This window comes from Ancylobacter sp. GW821-FHT10E12 (assembly GCF_058809335.1).
The window spans coordinates 155,643-172,657 of the sequence record NZ_JBXASN010000010.1 but is presented as its reverse complement, the minus strand read 5'-3'; the positions used below and the strand labels follow the sequence as shown (position 1 = coordinate 172,657).

Annotated in this window: 16 protein-coding genes; 12 read left to right on the top strand and 4 right to left on the bottom strand. The window is 68.3% G+C overall.

Annotation, left to right across the window (positions count from 1 at the left end):
* Nucleotides 1-17 precede the first annotated feature (17 nt).
* The 3 genes from AC1RU4_RS15670 to AC1RU4_RS15660 all read left to right on the top strand — a co-directional run bounded on the left by AC1RU4_RS15670 (nucleotide 18) and on the right by AC1RU4_RS15660 (nucleotide 2,514).
* Entirely contained in the window at nucleotides 18-773 is a 756-nt protein-coding gene (locus AC1RU4_RS15670) for an IclR family transcriptional regulator (protein WP_492892030.1), read from the top strand.
* A 102-nt stretch (nucleotides 774-875) separates the two neighbouring features.
* Nucleotides 876-1,274 (top strand): GlcG/HbpS family heme-binding protein, encoded by a 399-nt coding sequence (locus AC1RU4_RS15665; RefSeq protein WP_492892029.1) that lies wholly within the window; start codon nucleotides 876-878, stop codon nucleotides 1,272-1,274.
* A 10-nt stretch (nucleotides 1,275-1,284) separates the two neighbouring features.
* The gene (locus AC1RU4_RS15660) at nucleotides 1,285-2,514 is read left to right on the top strand and encodes an MFS transporter (RefSeq protein WP_492892027.1); all 1,230 of its coding nucleotides are present in this window, start codon (nucleotides 1,285-1,287) and stop codon (nucleotides 2,512-2,514) included.
* A gap of 81 nt (nucleotides 2,515-2,595) precedes the next feature.
* Here AC1RU4_RS15660 and AC1RU4_RS15655 read toward each other — a convergent pair whose 3' ends face one another.
* Entirely contained in the window at nucleotides 2,596-3,456 is an 861-nt protein-coding gene (locus tag AC1RU4_RS15655; protein WP_492892026.1) for a helix-turn-helix domain-containing protein, read from the bottom strand.
* A gap of 139 nt (nucleotides 3,457-3,595) precedes the next feature.
* Between AC1RU4_RS15655 and AC1RU4_RS15650 the strand changes: the two genes are divergently transcribed.
* The 9 genes from AC1RU4_RS15650 (at nucleotide 3,596) to AC1RU4_RS15610 (ending at nucleotide 13,481) form a co-directional block, all read left to right on the top strand.
* Nucleotides 3,596-5,161, top strand: a complete 1,566-nt coding sequence (locus AC1RU4_RS15650) for a GMC oxidoreductase (protein WP_492892025.1) — start codon at nucleotides 3,596-3,598, stop codon at nucleotides 5,159-5,161.
* A 23-nt stretch (nucleotides 5,162-5,184) separates the two neighbouring features.
* On the top strand, nucleotides 5,185-6,033 hold the full coding sequence (aroE, locus tag AC1RU4_RS15645; protein WP_492892024.1) for a shikimate dehydrogenase: 849 nt from the start codon (nucleotides 5,185-5,187) through the stop codon (nucleotides 6,031-6,033).
* A 140-nt stretch (nucleotides 6,034-6,173) separates the two neighbouring features.
* Nucleotides 6,174-7,112: a LysR family transcriptional regulator gene (locus AC1RU4_RS15640; RefSeq protein ID WP_492892023.1), complete on the top strand. Its 939-nt coding sequence runs from the start codon at nucleotides 6,174-6,176 to the stop codon at nucleotides 7,110-7,112.
* Between the two features lie 197 nt (nucleotides 7,113-7,309).
* Nucleotides 7,310-8,299, top strand: a complete 990-nt coding sequence (locus AC1RU4_RS15635; protein WP_492892022.1) for a TRAP transporter substrate-binding protein — start codon at nucleotides 7,310-7,312, stop codon at nucleotides 8,297-8,299.
* The gene (locus AC1RU4_RS15630; RefSeq protein ID WP_492892021.1) at nucleotides 8,296-8,802 is read left to right on the top strand and encodes a TRAP transporter small permease; all 507 of its coding nucleotides are present in this window, start codon (nucleotides 8,296-8,298) and stop codon (nucleotides 8,800-8,802) included. Before AC1RU4_RS15635 ends, AC1RU4_RS15630 begins: the two co-directional genes overlap by 4 nt.
* Before the next feature lie 6 nt (nucleotides 8,803-8,808).
* Entirely contained in the window at nucleotides 8,809-10,095 is a 1,287-nt protein-coding gene (locus AC1RU4_RS15625; RefSeq protein WP_492892020.1) for a TRAP transporter large permease, read from the top strand.
* Between the two features lie 31 nt (nucleotides 10,096-10,126).
* Nucleotides 10,127-11,386 carry an aspartate aminotransferase family protein gene (locus tag AC1RU4_RS15620; RefSeq protein ID WP_492892019.1) on the top strand — a complete coding sequence of 420 codons (1,260 nt, stop codon included), beginning with the start codon at nucleotides 10,127-10,129 and terminating at the stop codon, nucleotides 11,384-11,386.
* Between the two features lie 17 nt (nucleotides 11,387-11,403).
* Complete coding sequence (locus AC1RU4_RS15615) at nucleotides 11,404-12,243, top strand: SDR family NAD(P)-dependent oxidoreductase (RefSeq protein ID WP_492892018.1); 840 nt, start codon at nucleotides 11,404-11,406, stop codon at nucleotides 12,241-12,243.
* The gene (locus AC1RU4_RS15610; RefSeq protein WP_492892017.1) at nucleotides 12,240-13,481 is read left to right on the top strand and encodes an MFS transporter; all 1,242 of its coding nucleotides are present in this window, start codon (nucleotides 12,240-12,242) and stop codon (nucleotides 13,479-13,481) included. Before AC1RU4_RS15615 ends, AC1RU4_RS15610 begins: the two co-directional genes overlap by 4 nt.
* A 28-nt stretch (nucleotides 13,482-13,509) precedes the next feature.
* Here AC1RU4_RS15610 and AC1RU4_RS15605 read toward each other — a convergent pair whose 3' ends face one another.
* From AC1RU4_RS15605 to AC1RU4_RS15595, 3 genes are read right to left on the bottom strand one after another with little or no spacing between them, the layout of a single operon-like run.
* On the bottom strand, nucleotides 13,510-14,556 hold the full coding sequence (locus tag AC1RU4_RS15605; protein ID WP_492892016.1) for an AbrB family transcriptional regulator: 1,047 nt from the start codon (nucleotides 14,554-14,556) through the stop codon (nucleotides 13,510-13,512).
* Nucleotides 14,557-14,614: 58 nt separating this feature from the next.
* A complete protein-coding gene (locus AC1RU4_RS15600) occupies nucleotides 14,615-15,436 on the bottom strand; it encodes a sugar phosphate isomerase/epimerase family protein (protein ID WP_492892015.1) in 822 nt (273 codons plus the stop codon).
* A gap of 16 nt (nucleotides 15,437-15,452) precedes the next feature.
* The gene (locus tag AC1RU4_RS15595; protein WP_492892014.1) at nucleotides 15,453-17,006 is read right to left on the bottom strand and encodes a tripartite tricarboxylate transporter permease; all 1,554 of its coding nucleotides are present in this window, start codon (nucleotides 17,004-17,006) and stop codon (nucleotides 15,453-15,455) included.
* Nucleotides 17,007-17,015 lie beyond the last annotated feature (9 nt).

Sequence of the window (17,015 nt, the reverse complement as noted above, 5' to 3'; positions counted from 1 at the left end):
CTCGACAACGCCGTACGATGCATCGATCCTGCCGATGGCTCTATCCGCGGAGGCCCGCGATCACCGAACCGAAACTGATCCAGTCGATCGAGCGTGCCGTCGCGATCCTCGAGATCGTCGCCCGCGAGGGCGGCGCGGCGAAGCTGCAGCACATCGCGCAGGCCGCGAAGCTCGGCAAGACGACGGTGCACAACATCCTGAAGACGCTGGAGCAGCTTGGCTATGTCCAGCGGCGTGTCGGGGACATGCGCTACCATCTCGGCGGGCGGATCATGAATCTCGCCCGCATTGCCGGCGACGACGGCAGCCTGCGGCATAGATTGCGCCCGGCGCTGGAGGCGATCGCGGCGAAAACCAACGAAACGGTCTATCTCGCCGTCCCCAGCGGCGACGAGGTCTATTACCTCGACGCCATCGAGTCGGGGCAGACGCTCAAGACCGCGTGCCCCGTGGGGGCGCGGGAGCGACTGGAGGGGTCGGCGATCGGTCTCGTCTTCCTCGCCTTCATGCCGGGGCTGGGCAAGCGCGTGCTGGCAACCCGTGGCGACGCGCTCGGGCCCGGCGTGGTCTCCGATATCGAGAGCGTGGCGGCGCGCGGCTACGCGCTCGATATCGAATCCTATCAGCCCGGACTCCATTGCGTCGCCGTGCCCTGGCGCGAGGGCGGTGAGGTTCGCGCCAGCATCGGACTCAGCGGTCCCGCCACGCGGCTCGCGCGCGACAGGCTGACCGACCTCGCCTGGCTGATGATGAAGGAAGCTCAGAACGTCTGAGTTCATCAATGTTGAAGATATGGCGTTTGCCGCCCGGCTATTGTTCCATTCCCGGATTTCGTGCGTAGTGTTCCGGCTTCCTCCAACCGAAGGAAGCCGATCATGAACATCTCAATCGCCGACGCTCTCGTCGCGACGGCCAGGGCCGAGGCCGCCAGGGGCGGCTTTGCCGTCTGCATCGCCGTGCTGGATGCAGCCGCTCACCCCGTCGCCTTCGCCCGCATGGACGGCGCCAATATCGGTCCGATCGAGGTCAGCCAGAAGAAGGCCCGCACCGCGGCGCTGTTCCAGACCGACAGCCTCCAGCTCGGGCGGGCGGCCCAGCCGGGCGGCGCGATCTACACGCTCGAGAACACCAATGGCGGCCTCGTCAGCTTCGGCGGCGGCGTCGTGCTGCGCGACGGGCGTGGCGTGGTGATCGGCGCCATCGGCGTGGCGGGCGCGACGGTCGAAGCCGACGAAGCGATCGCGCAGGCGGCTGCCGCCTCCCTTCTCGCGTAAGGGGGCCGACATGCCGCTTGGATTGTTTGCATTGGCGGTCGCCGCCTTCGCCATCGGCACCACTGAATTCGTCATCGTCGGACTGATCCCGGAAATGGCGCGGGACCTGTCCGTCTCCATTCCCACCGCGGGGCTGCTCGTCAGCCTCTACGCGCTGTCGATCACGCTCGGCGCACCCACCGTCACGGCGCTGACCGGCCGGCTGCCGCGGCGGTCGCTCTCCATCGGCCTGATGGCGGTCTTCACCCTCGGCAACCTGATCGCCGCCTGCGCGCCCGGCTATGAGGTGCTGCTTGCCGGCCGCATCGTCACCGGCATTGCCCATGGCGTGTTCTTCTCCATCGGCGCGACGGTCGCCACCTCGCTGGTCGACAAGTCGCGATCCGCGCGAGCGGTCGCGCTCATGTTCGCGGGGTTGACCGTCGCCATGGTCGTCGGCGTGCCGTTCGGCTCCTTCGTCGGCCAGCATCTCGGCTGGCGCGCGCCGTTTCTCGCGGTCGCCCTCCTCGGTGCGATCAGTGTCGCCGGTCTCGTCGTCCTGCTGCCGAAGACCATCGCGCATACGCCGCCGGCAGGGCTCCTCTCGCAGCTCGGCCTGCTCGGAAAGCCGCGGCTGCTCGCCATGTATCTCGTGACGGTCTTCGGCTTCGGCGGCTCCTTCGTCGTCTTCACCTACCTGTCGCCGCTGATGACCGGCGTGACCGGCGTGAGCGAGGCCACCGTCAGCCTGGCGCTGATGCTGTTCGGCGTCGCGACGGTGATCGGCAATTTGCTGGGCGGCAGGCTGGCGGACCGTCTCGGCGTGGAACGGGCGCTCGGCATCGTGCTCACGGGATTGATCGCGGCGTTGGCGGCGTTGCCTTTCACGGCAAGCCATGTCGCGCCGATGTTTGCAAACCTGGCGGTCTGGGGGGTGTTCGCCTTCGGCATCGCACCGATCGTCCAGTCCGGCGTGGTGGCCATTGCCGAGGTCGAGGCGCCCGATGCCGTCGGTACGGCATCGGGCTTCAACATCGCCGCCTTCAATCTCGGCATTTCCGGCGCCTCCTTTACCGGCGGCGTGCTCGTCGCCGGGCCGGGCATTCTGACCACGCCGTGGGTGGCGGTGGCGGCCGCCGCAATGGCGCTGCTGATCGTTGGCGCGTCGTCGAGGCTGGGCTTGCGCAAATCCCGGCCGGCACCGGGCGGCGCGAGCGGCGCCCCGGCCGGCAACGCGCCGATGGATGCGTCACACCTCTGACACCGTCGCGCCGACGGGCGGCGTGGCCTCGCGCCCGAGGGCCGCGATCCCGATGCCGTCCGCCTTCGTGTGGAGCCCGGCTCAGCCGGCCCGGAACAGGCGGCGATAGGCGCGCGGCGTCATCGCCTTGGCGGCGCGGAACTGGCGGGTGAGGTGGGCGCCGTCGGCATACCCGATCTCGTCGGCGATGATGCTGATCGGCCGGTCGCTCTGGGCGAGCAGTGCGCAGGCATGGCCGATGCGGAGCTGCGCGACATAGTCGGAAATCGTCATCCGCGTGCTCCGCTTGAAGATCCGCTGCAACTGGCTGGCGCTGAGATGAGCGAGCTCCGCCAGCGGTGCCAGCTCGATCGGCTGGGTGTAGTGCTCATGCAGCCAATCCAGCACCCGCGCCATGCGCGCCTGGTCCCGCGGCACCTCGCCGAGCGTGACGGCGCCGGAGGCGAGGGGGCTGCGCCCGGAGTCCCGGCTGAGATCGACGAGGATCGACAACAGGTCGAGCACCCTTTGCTCGATGCCGGTCTCGACCAGGCCGGCGAGGCGCGCGCGTGCCGCCTGCGCCGCCGCCGGGCCGAACACCACGCCGCGCCGCGACTCGGCCAGCAGCGGGCGGAGCGGCGCGAGCTCGGGAGAGAGCTCGATCATCGCCTCGATCCAGCCTTGCGTGAACCAGCACACCAGCGCCCTGTGAGGTCCCGCATGGTCGATGGCGGCCTGCGACTGCCAGGCATGCGGCAGGTTTGGCCCCAGCAGCACCAGGTCGCCGTCGCCATAGGTCTCCACATGGTCGCCGACGAAGCGCATGCCGCGGCTGTTGACCGTGAGCGTCAGCTCGAACTCGGGGTGGTAGTGCCAGTTGAACGGGAATTCCGGCAGCCGGCGATCGAACAGCAGCCAGGACTGGTTCTTTGGAATGGTGACCCGTTCGAACCAGGGACGCATGGCTGCCGGCCTCCAAGCCGCATCGAAACGGTCGATGTTGCGGTAATCCTACAAAAACATGCGGCCGGCGGGAACATCAGCGGCCCGCGATATCGGTAGCTTGCCTCACTTGCGGTGCGCGGGAATCGGGGAGGGCGGCATGGCCGGGAAGACAGGGGCGGCGGAGCAGCCCGATGTGGTCATCATCGGCTCGGGGGTCGGCGGCTCAGCGGTTGCGCTCAGCCTCGCCGCCACCGGCGCCCGCATCCTCATTCTGGAGCGCGGGCCGCATCTCCCGGTCGAACCGCAGAATGCCGATGCCGAAGCGGTCTTCGTCCAGCAGCGCTACCGGGCGCGGGAGGACTGGCAGGACGGCGCCGGCCGCCGCTTCCGGCCCGGACAATATTATTTCGTCGGCGGCCACACGAAGTTCTACGGCACCGCGATGTTCCGCTTTCGCGCCCGCGATTTCGAGGCGGTGGAGCATGAGGAGGGCGTCTCGCCGGCCTGGCCGATCTCCTATGACGAGCTCGAGCCGTACTACACCGAGGCGGAGCGGCTGTTCGGCGTTCACGGCGACGCCGGCGCCGATCCGACCGATCCGCCGCGGTCCGCCGCCTTTCCCTATCCCCCGGTGCCGCATGAGCCGGTGATCGGGCGGATCGCCGGGAAGCTGAAGGCGCGCGGCCTCAGCCCTTTCCACATGCCCGCGGCCATCGACCTCAGGCCGGGCGGCGCCTGCCGGCGCTGCGGCACCTGCGACGCCTTTCCCTGCCGCTTCGGCGCCAAGGGCGATGCCGAAACGCGGCTGCTCGCCCCGGCGCTGGCGCATCCGAACGTGACGCTCTGGAGCGAGGCGCGGGTGACGCGGCTGATCGCCGATGAGTGCGGCGCGCGCATCGTGGCCGCCGAGGTCGAGCGTGGCGGCGAGACCCTCGAGGTGCGCGCACCGCTTTTCGTGCTGAGCGCGGGCGCTCTCAATTCGGCGCTGCTGCTGCTCCGCTCGGCGGATGGCCGCAATCCCCACGGGCTCGCCAACAGCTCGGGCGTGGTCGGGCGCCATTTCATGAACCATCATTTGACCGGCCTGATGGGTCTCATGCCCTTCACCGCCAACGACACCCGCTATACCAAGACGCTGAGCCTCAACGACTTCTATTTCGGCGCGCCGGACGATCCGGTGCCGCTCGGCAACGTCCAGATGCTCGGCAACGTCCAGGAGCCGATGATCCGCTCCGCCTATCCCCGCCTGCCGCGGGCGCTCGGGCGCTGGACGGCGCGTCACAGCGTCGACTTCCTGGCGATGTCGGAGGACCTGCCGCATTGGGACAGCACCATCCGCCCGCTGCCCGGCGACCGGGCGGAAATGATCTGGCAGCCGACGAACCGCGCGCCGCATATGCGTTTCGTCGCCCGCACGAAGAAGCTCCTTCGCGACATCGGCTTCCCCGTCGTGCTGACCCACGGCTTCGGTGCCGCGAGCCCATCGCATCAATGCGGCACCGTGCGCATGGGCGGGGATCCGGCGACGGCGGCGCTCGATTCCTTTTGCCGCTCCTATGACCATCCCAACCTCTATGTCGTGGATGCGGGCTTCTTCCCGTCCTCCGCCGCCGTCAACCCCGCGCTCACCGTGGCGGCGCAGGCGCTCAGGGTCGGCCGGCATCTGCGCGAGAATTGGTTCGCCGCGCCGGCCCCTCTGGCCGCCGCCGCTCCCCTGGCCTGACCTCTCTCATTCGGAGCTTCCCGATGCCGCACGATTTCCTGCAACCGCTCACCGGCTCCTTCGCCATGCCGGCGGCGGAGAACCCGACCGTTGCCATGGTGGAGGCGGCCTATCGCCATCACGGGCTCGACTGGCGCTACATCAATTGCGAGGTCGCCCCCGAGGTGCTGGGCGACGCGGTCCGCGGCGCGCGGGCGATGGGCTGGCGCGGCTTCAACTGCTCGATCCCGCACAAGGTGGCGGTGATCGAGCATCTCGACGGGCTCGGCGAGTCGGCGCGCATCATCGGCGCGGTGAACACCATCGTGCGCGGGGGCGATCGGCTGATCGGCGAGAACACCGACGGCAAGGGCTTCGTGAAGGCGCTTTCCGAGGTGATCGACCCCGCCGGCAAGACGGTGGTGCTGTTCGGCGCCGGCGGCGCGGCGCGGGCGGTCGGCGTCGAATTGGCGCTCGCCGGGGCGGCGCGCATCTCGGTGGTCAATCGCGGCCGCGCGCGGGGCGAGGAGGTGGCGGACCTCCTCAACGCCCATACCGGCGCGAAGGCCGAGTACCTGCCCTGGGAGGGGGCGTTCAAGGTGCCGGTCGGCACCGACATCGTCATCAACGCCACCTCGATCGGGCTGTACCCGAATGTCGAGGCGAGGCTCGACCTCGACACCGACACGCTGGCGCCGGAGATGGTGGTGGCCGACGGCATCCACAATCCGCCGCTGACGCACCTGCTGAAGGCGGCGCAGGCGCGGGGCTGCCGCACGGTCGACGGGCTCGGCATGCTGGTCAATCAGGGGGTGATCGGCATCAAGTACTGGACGGGCGTCGACGCCGATCCCGCCGTCATGCGCCAGGCGCTGCTCGACCTGAAGCTGTGAGGACGGAGACGGCCCGACAGGGTTCCGCCCAATAAATGATCATTCCAAAGGGCTGACTGCGGCTTATTCATTCTTAGGGCTTCGCCGCCGCTCCGCTATCGTAGCCGCCGACATGCGGAGGACCGGGCGAGGGAGCGCGAGTGCGTCATCTCGATAGCGATGCGTTGGCGGCACTGATCGCCGTGGCGGATTTCGGCAGCTTCACGGCGGCCGCCGAGCACCTCGGCAAGACCCAGGCCGCGGTGAGCATGTCGGTTGCCCGGCTGGAGGAACGCCTCGGCAAGCGGCTGTTCGAACGCAGCCATCGGCGGGTGACGCCGACGGTCACCGGCGAATGCCTGATCGGCTATGCGCGCAAGATCCAGTCGATCGAGGCGGAGGCGCTGTCCGCCGTCGCCGACCGGGTGACCGAGAGCCGGGTGCGGCTCGGCATGCCGGACGATTTCGTGTCCTCCTTCGGCGAGGCGCTGCTGCATCGCTTCAGCCCGCAGAACCGTGCCATCTATATCGACCTCTCATGCGACTTCTCGCGCAAGCTGCGCGTCATGATGGAAGCCGGCGAGCTCGATGTCGCCGTCGTTACCCAGAATGGCGACGATCCGCCCGATGCCGTGTTCCGCTATGAGCGGCAGGTCTGGTGCACCGGCCCCAACGGCCGTCCCGAGTGCGAGGACGTGCTGCGCCTCGCCATGTTCTCGGACGATTGCTCGGCCCGTCCGCGCGCCTTCGCGACGCTCGACCGCGCCAATCGCCCCTGGCGGCTCGCCCATACGTCGTCGCATGTCAGCGGAATCCATCTCGCCGTCGCCTCCGGCAGCATGCTGACCGTGCTGCCGGAGAGCGCGGTGCCCGCCGGGTGGCGCCGCCTCGGCGAAGCGGAGGGGCTGCCCACCTTGCCGGCGCTGCCATTGGTGCTCCTCGTCGGCCGCAGCGAGCGCTTGGCGGCGCGCCGCGTCGCGGCGTTCCTCAGGGCGGAGTTCACGCGCCCCTATGAGCCGGGCGCGGGCGGCACCAGCTGGGTTCATGCCGCGCAGGCATCGCGTGCCGGCGCTCCCATGAGCAATAAAACAAGCTTATGAACGTATAAGAACTTGTTGAGTTGGCGCGCCTCGCGGGCGATTGACGCCGGGGCCTTCCGCCGACCACATTGTCATCAACACGTCATCGATGTTCATCGGCCAGATGTTGGCGGATATGCATTCTGTTGATCGTTTAGAACAAGAATTCGGGTGGACGTCCGAGGATTACACTCGTCGCAACTGGTGAAAACCTGGAGATGACCGTGCGCCTAGACCGCAGGACTTTCATTGCAGGCGCTGCCGCGCTTTCCACCTTCGCGATCAACGGCCGCGCGACGGCCGCCACCACGCTGAAGGTCGCCCATTCCTCGCCCGAGGACAGCCTCATCCAGAAGGCCATGATCCTGTTCAAGGCCGATGTCGAGAAGGCGACCGGGGGCAGCGTCAAGGTCATGCTTTTCGCCAATGGCGCGCTCGGCGACGAGGGGCCGGTCTGCGAGGCGGTCGGCGACGGCTCGGTCGACATGGGCCTCGGCGGCGTCGTCGACGCCATCGACCCGCGCCTCAACGTCGTTTCGCTGCCCTTCCTGTTCGACAGCTTCGCCAAGGTGCATGCCGTGCTCGACGGCCCGGTCGGGGCGCAGCTCACCGCCATGGGGTCGACCAAGGGCTACGAACTGGTCGGGGTGCTGGATTCCGGCTTCCGCAGCTTCACCAACAGCAAGCATCCGATCCTGAAGCCGGAGGACATGGCCGGGCTGAAGATGCGTACCCCGCCGATCCCGGTCGCCATCGAGACCATCAAGGCGCTGGGCGCGCTGCCGCAGGCGATCCCCTATGGCGAGGTCTACACCTCGCTGCAGAGCGGCGTGGTCGACGGCACCGAGCCGGAACTGCGCGATTTCTACGACGCCAAGTGGTACGAGGCGCAGAAATATCTCTCGCTGTCCAACTACATGTGGATGGCGAACTGGTGGTACGCCAACAAGGCCAAGCTCGACAGCCTCACCCCGGCCGAGCGCAAGGCGGTCACCGACGCCGCCGCCGCGACGCAGACCTGGTACCGCACCGCGATTTCGGAATCCTATGCCGGCGTCATCGCCAAGCTGAAGGAGAAGGGGCTGAAGGTGAACGATGTCGACACCGCGCCGTTCGCCGCCATGGTCGGCCCGGTCTACGAGACCTTCTCCAAGGAATATGGCGCCGATCTCGTGAAGGCGGTACGCGACGCGGCGAGCAAGGCGTGAGCGGGGCGGGGCGCGATCCCATCGTCGGCGACCTGCTGCCCGCGGGCCGCGCGCCGGTCGAGCGGTTCGGCCGGGCGGTGCATCTCGGCCTCGCCTGGGCCGGGATGGCGGCGCTGGTGGTGCTGCTCTTCGCCACCGGCCTCGGCGTGGTCGGGCGCTATCTGCACCTCAGCGGCGTCACCTGGTCGTTCGAGCTGCTGGCGATCATGTTCCTGTGGATCACCGCCATCGGCACCGTGGCGGCGGAGATCGTCGGCGAGAACGTCTCGATCGACGGCACCACCAGCGACCGGGGGCGGGTGTTCCGCTTCTATCACGCGCTGGTGCTTCTGCTGGTTTCCGTGGCGCTGCTGCGCAGCGGCTACGCCATGCTCGGGCGCACCGGCTTCATGCCGACGCCGGTGATGCGCATTCCCTCATGGACCATGCAGGGCGTCATCCTCTTCATGGGCGCCTGTCTCGGCGTCATCGCGCTGCTGCGCCTGTTCCGTATCTTCCGGTAGCCGTTCATGACCCTCATCGTGCTCTTCGGCGTCTTCGCCGCGACGCTCTATACCGGCGTGCCGGTCGCCTGGTCGATCGCCATCTCGACGCTCGCCGTCATCACGCTGGGCTTCGTGCCGCTGCCGCCGGCCTGGTTCGCGCAGCAGATATTCAGCGGTGCCAATTCCATCGCGCTCGCCTCGATTCCGCTGTTCCTGGTCGCCGGCGGCATCATGAACGAGGGCGGGCTGACGCGGCGCATCATCAATCTCGCCGACGACGTGTTCGGCCGCATCCGCGGCGGCCTCGGCCTGGTGAATGTCGCCACCTGCATGGTCTATGGCGGCATTACCGGCTCGGCCACCGCCGATACCGGCGCCGTCGGCTCGATCATGATCCCGGCCATGGCCGAGCGCGGCTACCCCAAGGACTTCGCCGCCGCGGTGACGGCGGCGGCCGGCACGCTCGGCATCATCATCCCGCCGAGCGTGGTGATGATCATGTACGGCGTGATCACCAACACCTCGATCGGCGGCCTGTTCGCCGCCGGCATCATTCCGGGGCTGATGCTCACCGTCACCTTCATGCTCACCGCCTATTGGGTCGGCGTGCGCGAGGGGTTCCCGAAATCCGAGAGCCGCCCGACCCTCGTCACCTTCTCCAAGCACCTGTTCCGTGCCCTGCCGGCGGTGCTGATGCCGGCCGGCGTGCTCGGCTCGATGCTCACCGGCTTCGCCACTCCCACCGAGGCCGCCTTCGTCGCCGTGGTGTGGGCGCTCGCGGTGGGGTGCCTGATCTATCGCGAGATCGGCTGGGGCAAGCTGTGGAAGGTCGGCGACGAGACGGTGAAGATGACCGGCGCCATCATGATCATCATGGCGGTGTCGGTGCCGTTCTCCTGGATCCTCACCGTGGAGGAGGTGCCCTCCTGGACGGCGGGCCTGCTGACCGACCTCGGCGCCGGTCCGACGGTCACAGTGCTGCTGATCATCCTGCTGCTGACCTTCGTCGGCACCTGGGCCGATCTTGGTCCAACAATCATAATACTTGCTCCCATCGTACACCCCATCGGTCTGGAGGCCGGGCTCGCGCCGTACCAGCTCGGGCTGATCTTCGTGATCTCCGGCGGTATCGGGCTCTTCACTCCGCCGGTGGGCACCAACATCTTCGTGGTCTGCAACATCGCCAGGATCGGGGTGAATCCGGTCACGCGGCGGCTGATCCCCTTCTTCATTACCAGCAATATCTGCCTGCTGGTCGTCGCCTTCGTGCCGGCCACCACCGAGTGGTTGCCGAAGCTTCTCGGCTTCTGAACAAGCCGCTGATATCATTGGAGTAACTGACATGGGCGCACTCACCGTGCCGTTCGGCGTGTCGAGCCGGGCGCGCAGCCTGCCGGAGCTCGACGGCAAGGGCTTCGTCGTCTCCCGCAGCCAGGGCGCGCGCCTCTTCGACACCGAGGGCCGCAGCTTCGTCGACTACGGCATGGCGATGGGCGCGACGCTGCTCGGCCACGCCCATCCGGCGGTGATGGAGGCCTGCATCGCGGCGCTGCAGAACGGCCCGATGCCGGGTTTTCCCAATGATCGCGAGGAGTTGGCCGGCGCCGCGCTGGCCCGCATCGGCGGGGAGCGGGTGACGCGCGCGACCTTCGTGACCACCGGAACCGAAGCCGTCCACCTCGCCTGCCGCATCGCCCGCGCCGTCTCCGGCCGGCGGCTGATCGCCAAGGCGGTCGGCGGCTATGACGGCTGGTTCGACCCGATGCGCTTCGGCCTGGTGGAATCCCCGGAAGCCGAGCGCGCCAATGAGCGCCCGGTCAAGGAAGGCACGACGCTGTTCCGCGTCAACGATATCGCCGATGTCGACCAGATGTTCGACGAGATGGGCGAGGAGCTCGCCGCCATCCTTGTCGAGCCCATGCTCGGCAATACCGGCTGCCTGGTTCCCGATCGCGCCTTCTTCGAGCATCTGACGCGCCGCGCGCAGGCCAACGGTACGCTGATCATCGCCGACGAGGTGATGGTGGGGCTGCGGCGGGGGGTGAGGCTGGTCTCCGAGGAACTCGGTCTGATGCCGGACCTTGTCACGCTCGGCAAGGCGATCGGCAGCGGCGTGCCGGTCGCCGCCGTCCTGGGCACGCCAGCGGCGTTCGAAGTGGTGGAAAATGGCACGGTGCCTTGTTTCGGCACCTATCACGGCAACCCGCTCGTCGCCTCGGCGGTGCTGGCGACGATGAAGCTGCTGGAGGACGGCGAGGCCTATCGACGGCTGTTCGACTGGGGGGCGTCGCTGCGCCGGGAAATCGAGGCGGCGTTCGCCGACGAGGGTGTCGTCGCGCTGACCACGGGGTTCGACAGCGTGTTCTCGCTGTGGTTCGCCGAGCAGGCACCGCGCACCTATGACGAAGCGAAGCACAAGGTGCGGCCCGACATGACGAAGCTGGTGAGCGAGAGCCTGCGCCGCAACGGCGTCGTCGCGCTGCCGACGCCCTGGGGTCGCTTCTTCGTGTCGCTGGCCCATGGCGAGTCCGAGATGGACGTCACCGTGCGGGCCTTCCGGCAGGCGGCGCGCGACCTCGCCCGTTCGGGCCTGCCCGCATGACCATGAGGGGCTCGCCCATGAGGGGCTCGCCCGCCACCGCCGCGGCGCCGATGCGTGTCCTCGTGACCGGCGCCAGCCGCGGCATCGGTGCCGCCGCGGCGCTGGAGCTCGGGCATCTATATGGCGACCGGCTGCGCATCGCGCTCGCCGGCCGCCTGCCGGGCGACGCGCTCGACGGTGTCGCGGCCGACCTGGCCCGGCTCGGCGCCTCGGTCGCCTGCATCGTGGGCGATCTCGAAGACAGCGAGGTCCCGGCGCGGCTGGTGCGCGAGGCGCGTGCGCATTGCGGCGGGCTCGACGGCGTGGTGGCCAATGCGGGCGTGACCGGGCCCGCTCCCCTCGCCGAGCTCCCGCTGTCGGAATGGGAGCGTCTGTTCGCGGTCAACGTGCGCGCCGTCTGGCTGCTGGCGAAGGCGGCGCATTCCGATCTCGCCGCCAGCCGCGGCGCACTGGTCGCCGTCGCCTCCGCCTCCGGCATGACGCCGCATCCGCGGATGGGGGCCTATTCTGCCAGCAAGGCGGCGCTGATCATGCTGTGCCGCCAACTCGCGCAGGAATGGGCGCCGGAAGGAATCCGCGTGAACAGCGTGTCGCCCGGCATGATCCGCACCACGCTGACGGAGGCGATCTACCGGGATCCGCAGCTGGCCGCCGAACGCAACCGGATCGTGCCGCTGGGACGGGTCGGCGAGCCCGAGGACGTCGCGGGCGTGATCGCTTTCCTGCTTGGCCGCGAGGCTGCGTTCATTGTCGGCCAGAACATCTGCATGGATGGCGGCTATACCGAATCCAGCCTCGGCCGGATCCCCGGTCTCCCCGGAGTGCCGTCCCCACGGGAAGCTTCCCCAGATCGATGAGCTGGAACCGGTTTACCCGAAAGGAACCCACGGCTTTTGCCAGGCTGGCGACCCCTGCGGCGAGCGCTCGGCCCCGGACGCGTGACAAAACGGCGCTGCTGCGCATCCTGCCGGTCGCGTTCATCAATTTCTGCACCTATCTCGGTGTCGGAATTCCGCTGGCGGTGCTGCCGGCCTATGTCGTCGGCGAACTCGGCCTGGGACCGGTGTTCGCGGGACTGTCGGTCAGCGTGCAATTCCTCTCGACCGTGCTCACCCGCTCGCTTGCGGGCCGGCTTTCGGACACGATCGGGGCCAAGCGCACGGTGATCCATGGCCTCGTCGCCGCGACGATGGCGGGGCTGCTCCTGATGGCGGCGGGCTTCGTCTCCGCCGCGCCACTGGTGACCTATGGGCTCATTCTGGCGAGCCGGCTTCTGCTCGGCTTCGGCGAGAGCTGTTCCGGCACGGCGACCATCACATGGAACATCGGCCGGGTCGGGACGGCGCATACGGCACAGGTGATGTCCTGGGGTGGAATCGCCGCCTATGGCGCCATCGCGGCCGGAGCGCCCGTGGGTGATCTGGTCCACCAGAGCACCGGCCTGTGGGCGGTCGGCGGTGCCTGCGTGCTGGCCAGCCTGGTCGGGCTCGTCGTCGCCGCGTGCCATGCCGCGACGCCGATCGTGGCCGGGGTGCGCGCGCGGCCCGGCGCGACGCTCTGGCTGGTATTGCCGTTCGGTGCGGCCCTCACGCTGGGCGCCATCGGCTTCGCTGCGGTCGCGAGCTTCGGCAGCCTGATGTTCATCAACGCGGGATGGGATCGTCCGTCCCTGCTGGTGTCGCTGTTCGGCCTCGCCTTTGCCGGCTCGCGTCTGTTCTTCGGCGGCAGCGTCGATCACGTCGGCGGCTATCGCATCGCCACGGTCGCCCTGGCGCTCGAATGCATCGGACTGGGACTGATCTGGCTTGCCCCGGCCGCCGTCTATGCCCTTGTCGGCGGAGCGCTGGCCGGCCTGGGCTTCGGGATGGTGTTCCCCTCGTTGGGCGTGGAACTGATGAAGCGTGTCGACGCATCCAACCGTGGCGCGGCGCTCGGCGCCTACACGGTGTTCCTCGACGTCGCGCTCGCCGCAACCGGGCCGCTTGCCGGGCTTCTGCTGCCGCTGGTCGGTTATCGCGGCATCTTCGCGGCCTGCGCCGTCTGCGCGGCGATCGGCATCGGATTGATCGGCATCCACCGTGCACGGTCGGCATGAGAGGAGTGATCTCGGGCCGGTGCCGGGCTCACTCGGCAGGCTGATGGCGGCCGGTCAGTCGGAACAGCGCCGGCGCGAAGAGGAGGACCAGGCTGACCCGGCACAACTGGCAGGTCACGACGAAGGCCACCTCGACACTCATGGCATAGGCGACGATGGTGACCTCGACGATGCCGCCGGGAGCGAAGGCGAGCACAAGTTCGGCCAGCGAGTGGTCCGTGAAGCGTGTGCAGGCGAGCGCTGCGAGGAAGGCGGTCGCGAGCAGGCTTATCGCCCAGCCGAATGCGTAGACGACGGTGGTGCGGAATTCCTCGAAGGTAAGGCCGGCAAACCGCGAACCGGCGATCGACCCGATGCATACCTGCACCAGCGCCATCAGCCAGCCGGGCGGCGTCATGGCGGTGAGGCCGGCGACGTGGGCGGCCGCGCTGAGCAGCATGGGAACAAGCATCACCCCGCCGACCGTGCGGAAGGGTCGACCGAGAAAATAGCCGAGTACCCCGCAGGCGCCGAGCACCAGCCAGTCGCTCAGCCCGCCCGCCGTCGCGAGGACGGCGACCGGAGCTGCCGGTGCCGACCCGTCCGCCAGCAGCCAGCGCACCGCGAAGGGGACGGTGAACACCACGATCACGATGCGCACGGCATGGACGAGGACGAGGGCGCGCAGATTGCCGCCCAGCGTCGAGCCGAGAAGGCTCAGCTCCCCCAGTCCGGCGGGGGCGGACGCGAAGAACGAGGTGACGGGATCGAACCCGGCCAGCCGGCGGAAGAGCAGCGAGCCGAGCATCGTCATGATCAGCGAATAGGCGAGCAACAGGGCGATGACGTCCCACCAGCCGGCAATCGACAGCAGCACCGGCAGGGTGAAGGCGCTGCCCGCCAGCACGCCGACGCAGGGGCGGGCGAGACTCCAGGCGATCGGCGGCAGGAACCAGCGCCGCCCCAGCAGCGCGACGGTCGCGGTGGCGGCCAGCGAGCCGAGGGTCCAGGGCAGCGGCGCGTGCAGGATCAGGAACACGCCGCCGCCGGCAAAGCCGACGATGAGCGCGGCGACGGCGCGAAGCAGCATTGACATGTGCTTTCCATGGAGAGAGCGAGGCGGGCCGCCTCGCTCCTTTGCCTCACCGTCCGGGTCAGCTGACCGGCTCTGCCATTCGTGCCAGCGCTTCGCGGCCGGCAATCATGTCGTCGAGCGAGCCGAAGGCGTTCATATAATGGCCCTCGAAGCCGGCGGCATCGAGCTTGCGGAAGAGGTCGGGGAAGTCGAAGTCACCCTCGCCGGGGCGCAGATGAATTTCCTTGCCGTTCCGCCAGCAGTCGGCGAGGCGCACCTCGTCGCAGCGACGGATGTCCATGTTGGCGAGGAAGCCGTCGACGCCTTCCTCGACCAGATGCGCGTGGTTGGCGGTGAAGGCCCAGCGCAGGTTGGGCGAGTGGAGCCGGTCGAAATAGTAGAGCGTCTCCTCGACATTATGCGCGAGGTAATGAACCTCGGCGTCGTCCGGCTCCCAGTTCATGTTCTCGAGCAGCAGGGTGACGCCGAGCTCCTCGGCGCGGCCCGAGAGCCGCTTGAGGCGCTCGAGGCCGGCCTCCATGCGCATATTGACGTCCGAGGTGAAGTGATAGCCCGCGTGCACGACCATCCACTCGCCGCCGAGGCTCTTGCAGGCCTCCAGATGCCCGAGCAGATAGCGCTCGACTCCGTCCCGCACATGCGGCGCCACCTCGGCGACGTTCACGGCGGACATGGTGTGGATGCCGACATGGATGCCGTTGGCGTCGCAGATTGCCCGGATGCCGCCGATCCGCTCGGGAGTGAGCGTCTCGATGGCATTCGGGGCGACGTCGATCTTGAGGTCGAGGTAGCGGATCCCGTGCGTGACGGCGGCGGCGAGGCCGTCTTCGATCCGGTTGCGTTGACCCAGGTCGACGCCGATGCGGTCCTTGAAGTTCATGTTCGTCTCCAAAATCTCAGATGCCTGAAGAATGGGTTGCCGCGTGGCCGATCGCGCTTTCGCGCACCTCGCGTTCCAGCGCCCGCTCGGCGGCCTTCTCCCGGCGGCGCTTGCGGATGCCGAACAGGATGGACAGGCCGACGAACAGGACGGTGAGGCCGATGAGGCCGGCGGAGATCGGATCGGTGAGGAAGATCGAGTGGTCGCCGTAGCCGAGGTCGACGGCGCGGCGGTAGTTGCGCTCCACGATGCCGCCGAGGACGAGGGCGAGCACCAGGGGAAGAACGGGGAAGCGCAGGACGCGCATCACGTAGCCAACCACGCCCATCCCGACCATGATGCATATGTCGTAGATGTCGGCGTTGACCGAATAGACGCCCGACGAGACGAGGGCGATGATGAAGGCCATCAGGAATGCCTTCGGCCGGTTCACCAGCCAGATGCAGGGCGGCAGCATGATGAAGCCGAGCAGCATCTGCGACAGGTTGGCGATGAACAGCCCCCCGAACAGCCCGTAGACGAATTCGGGGTTCTTCGTCAGCAGCGCCGGTCCCGGCTCGATTCCGTGCAGGATGAGCCCTCCGAGCAGCACGGCGGTGGAGCCGGAGCTCGGAATGCCGAAGCTCAGCGTCGGGATCAGCGCGGTGGCGGCGACCGTGTTGTTGGCCGCCTCCGGCGCGGCAATGCCCTCGGGCGAGCCCTTGCCGAATTCCTCGGGATGCTTCGACCAGCGCTTGGCCTCGTTGTAGGAGATGAAGGAGGCGAGCGTCGAACCGCCGCCCGGCGTCACGCCGTCCACCGTGCCGATGGCGGTACCGATCAGCGTCGGGATGTAGATGCGCTTCCACATCTTCAGGTCCGGCAGCTTGATCCGCATGCTGTGGGAGGTCTTGTCCCAGTCCGGCGTGTTCGACTGCACGAACAGCTCCGCCATGGCGAACATGCCGATCATGACGAGTATCGGCTCGATGCCTCCGAGCAGCTCGGCCGAACCGAAGGTGAAGCGCTGCACGCCGGACAGGGGGTCGATGCCGATGGTGGAGATGGCGAGGCCGATGATGGCGGCCAGGAAGCCCTTGATCACCGAGCCGTCCGACAGCGCCGCGATGAGGCTGAGGCCGAACAGCCCGAGGGCGAAATAGGCCGGTGCGGTGAAGTAGAGCGCGATATACGAGAGCGGCTCGGTGAGCGCAACCACCAGCACCATGCCGATGAGCCCGCCGACCACGCCCGCCATCAGCGAGATGCCGAGCGCCTCGCCGCTCTTGCCCTGCTTGTGCATTTCGTAGCCGTCGAGCACGGTCGTCACCGCCGCGCTGGTTCCCGGCGTGCGGATGAGGATCGCCGGGATGGAGCCGCCATACTCGGCCCCGACATAGGTCGACGCGAGCAGGATGATCGCCATGGTCGGATCCATGCCGAAGGTGAAGGGCAGGAGCAGTGCCATGATGATCGAGGCCGACAGCCCCGGCAGTGCCCCGCCGACGATGCCCCAGGCGACGCCGGCGAGGGCATAGAACACCGCCGGCGAGCCGAACACGGTGTGAAGGGCGATAGAGAGACCTTCCATGATCGCCTC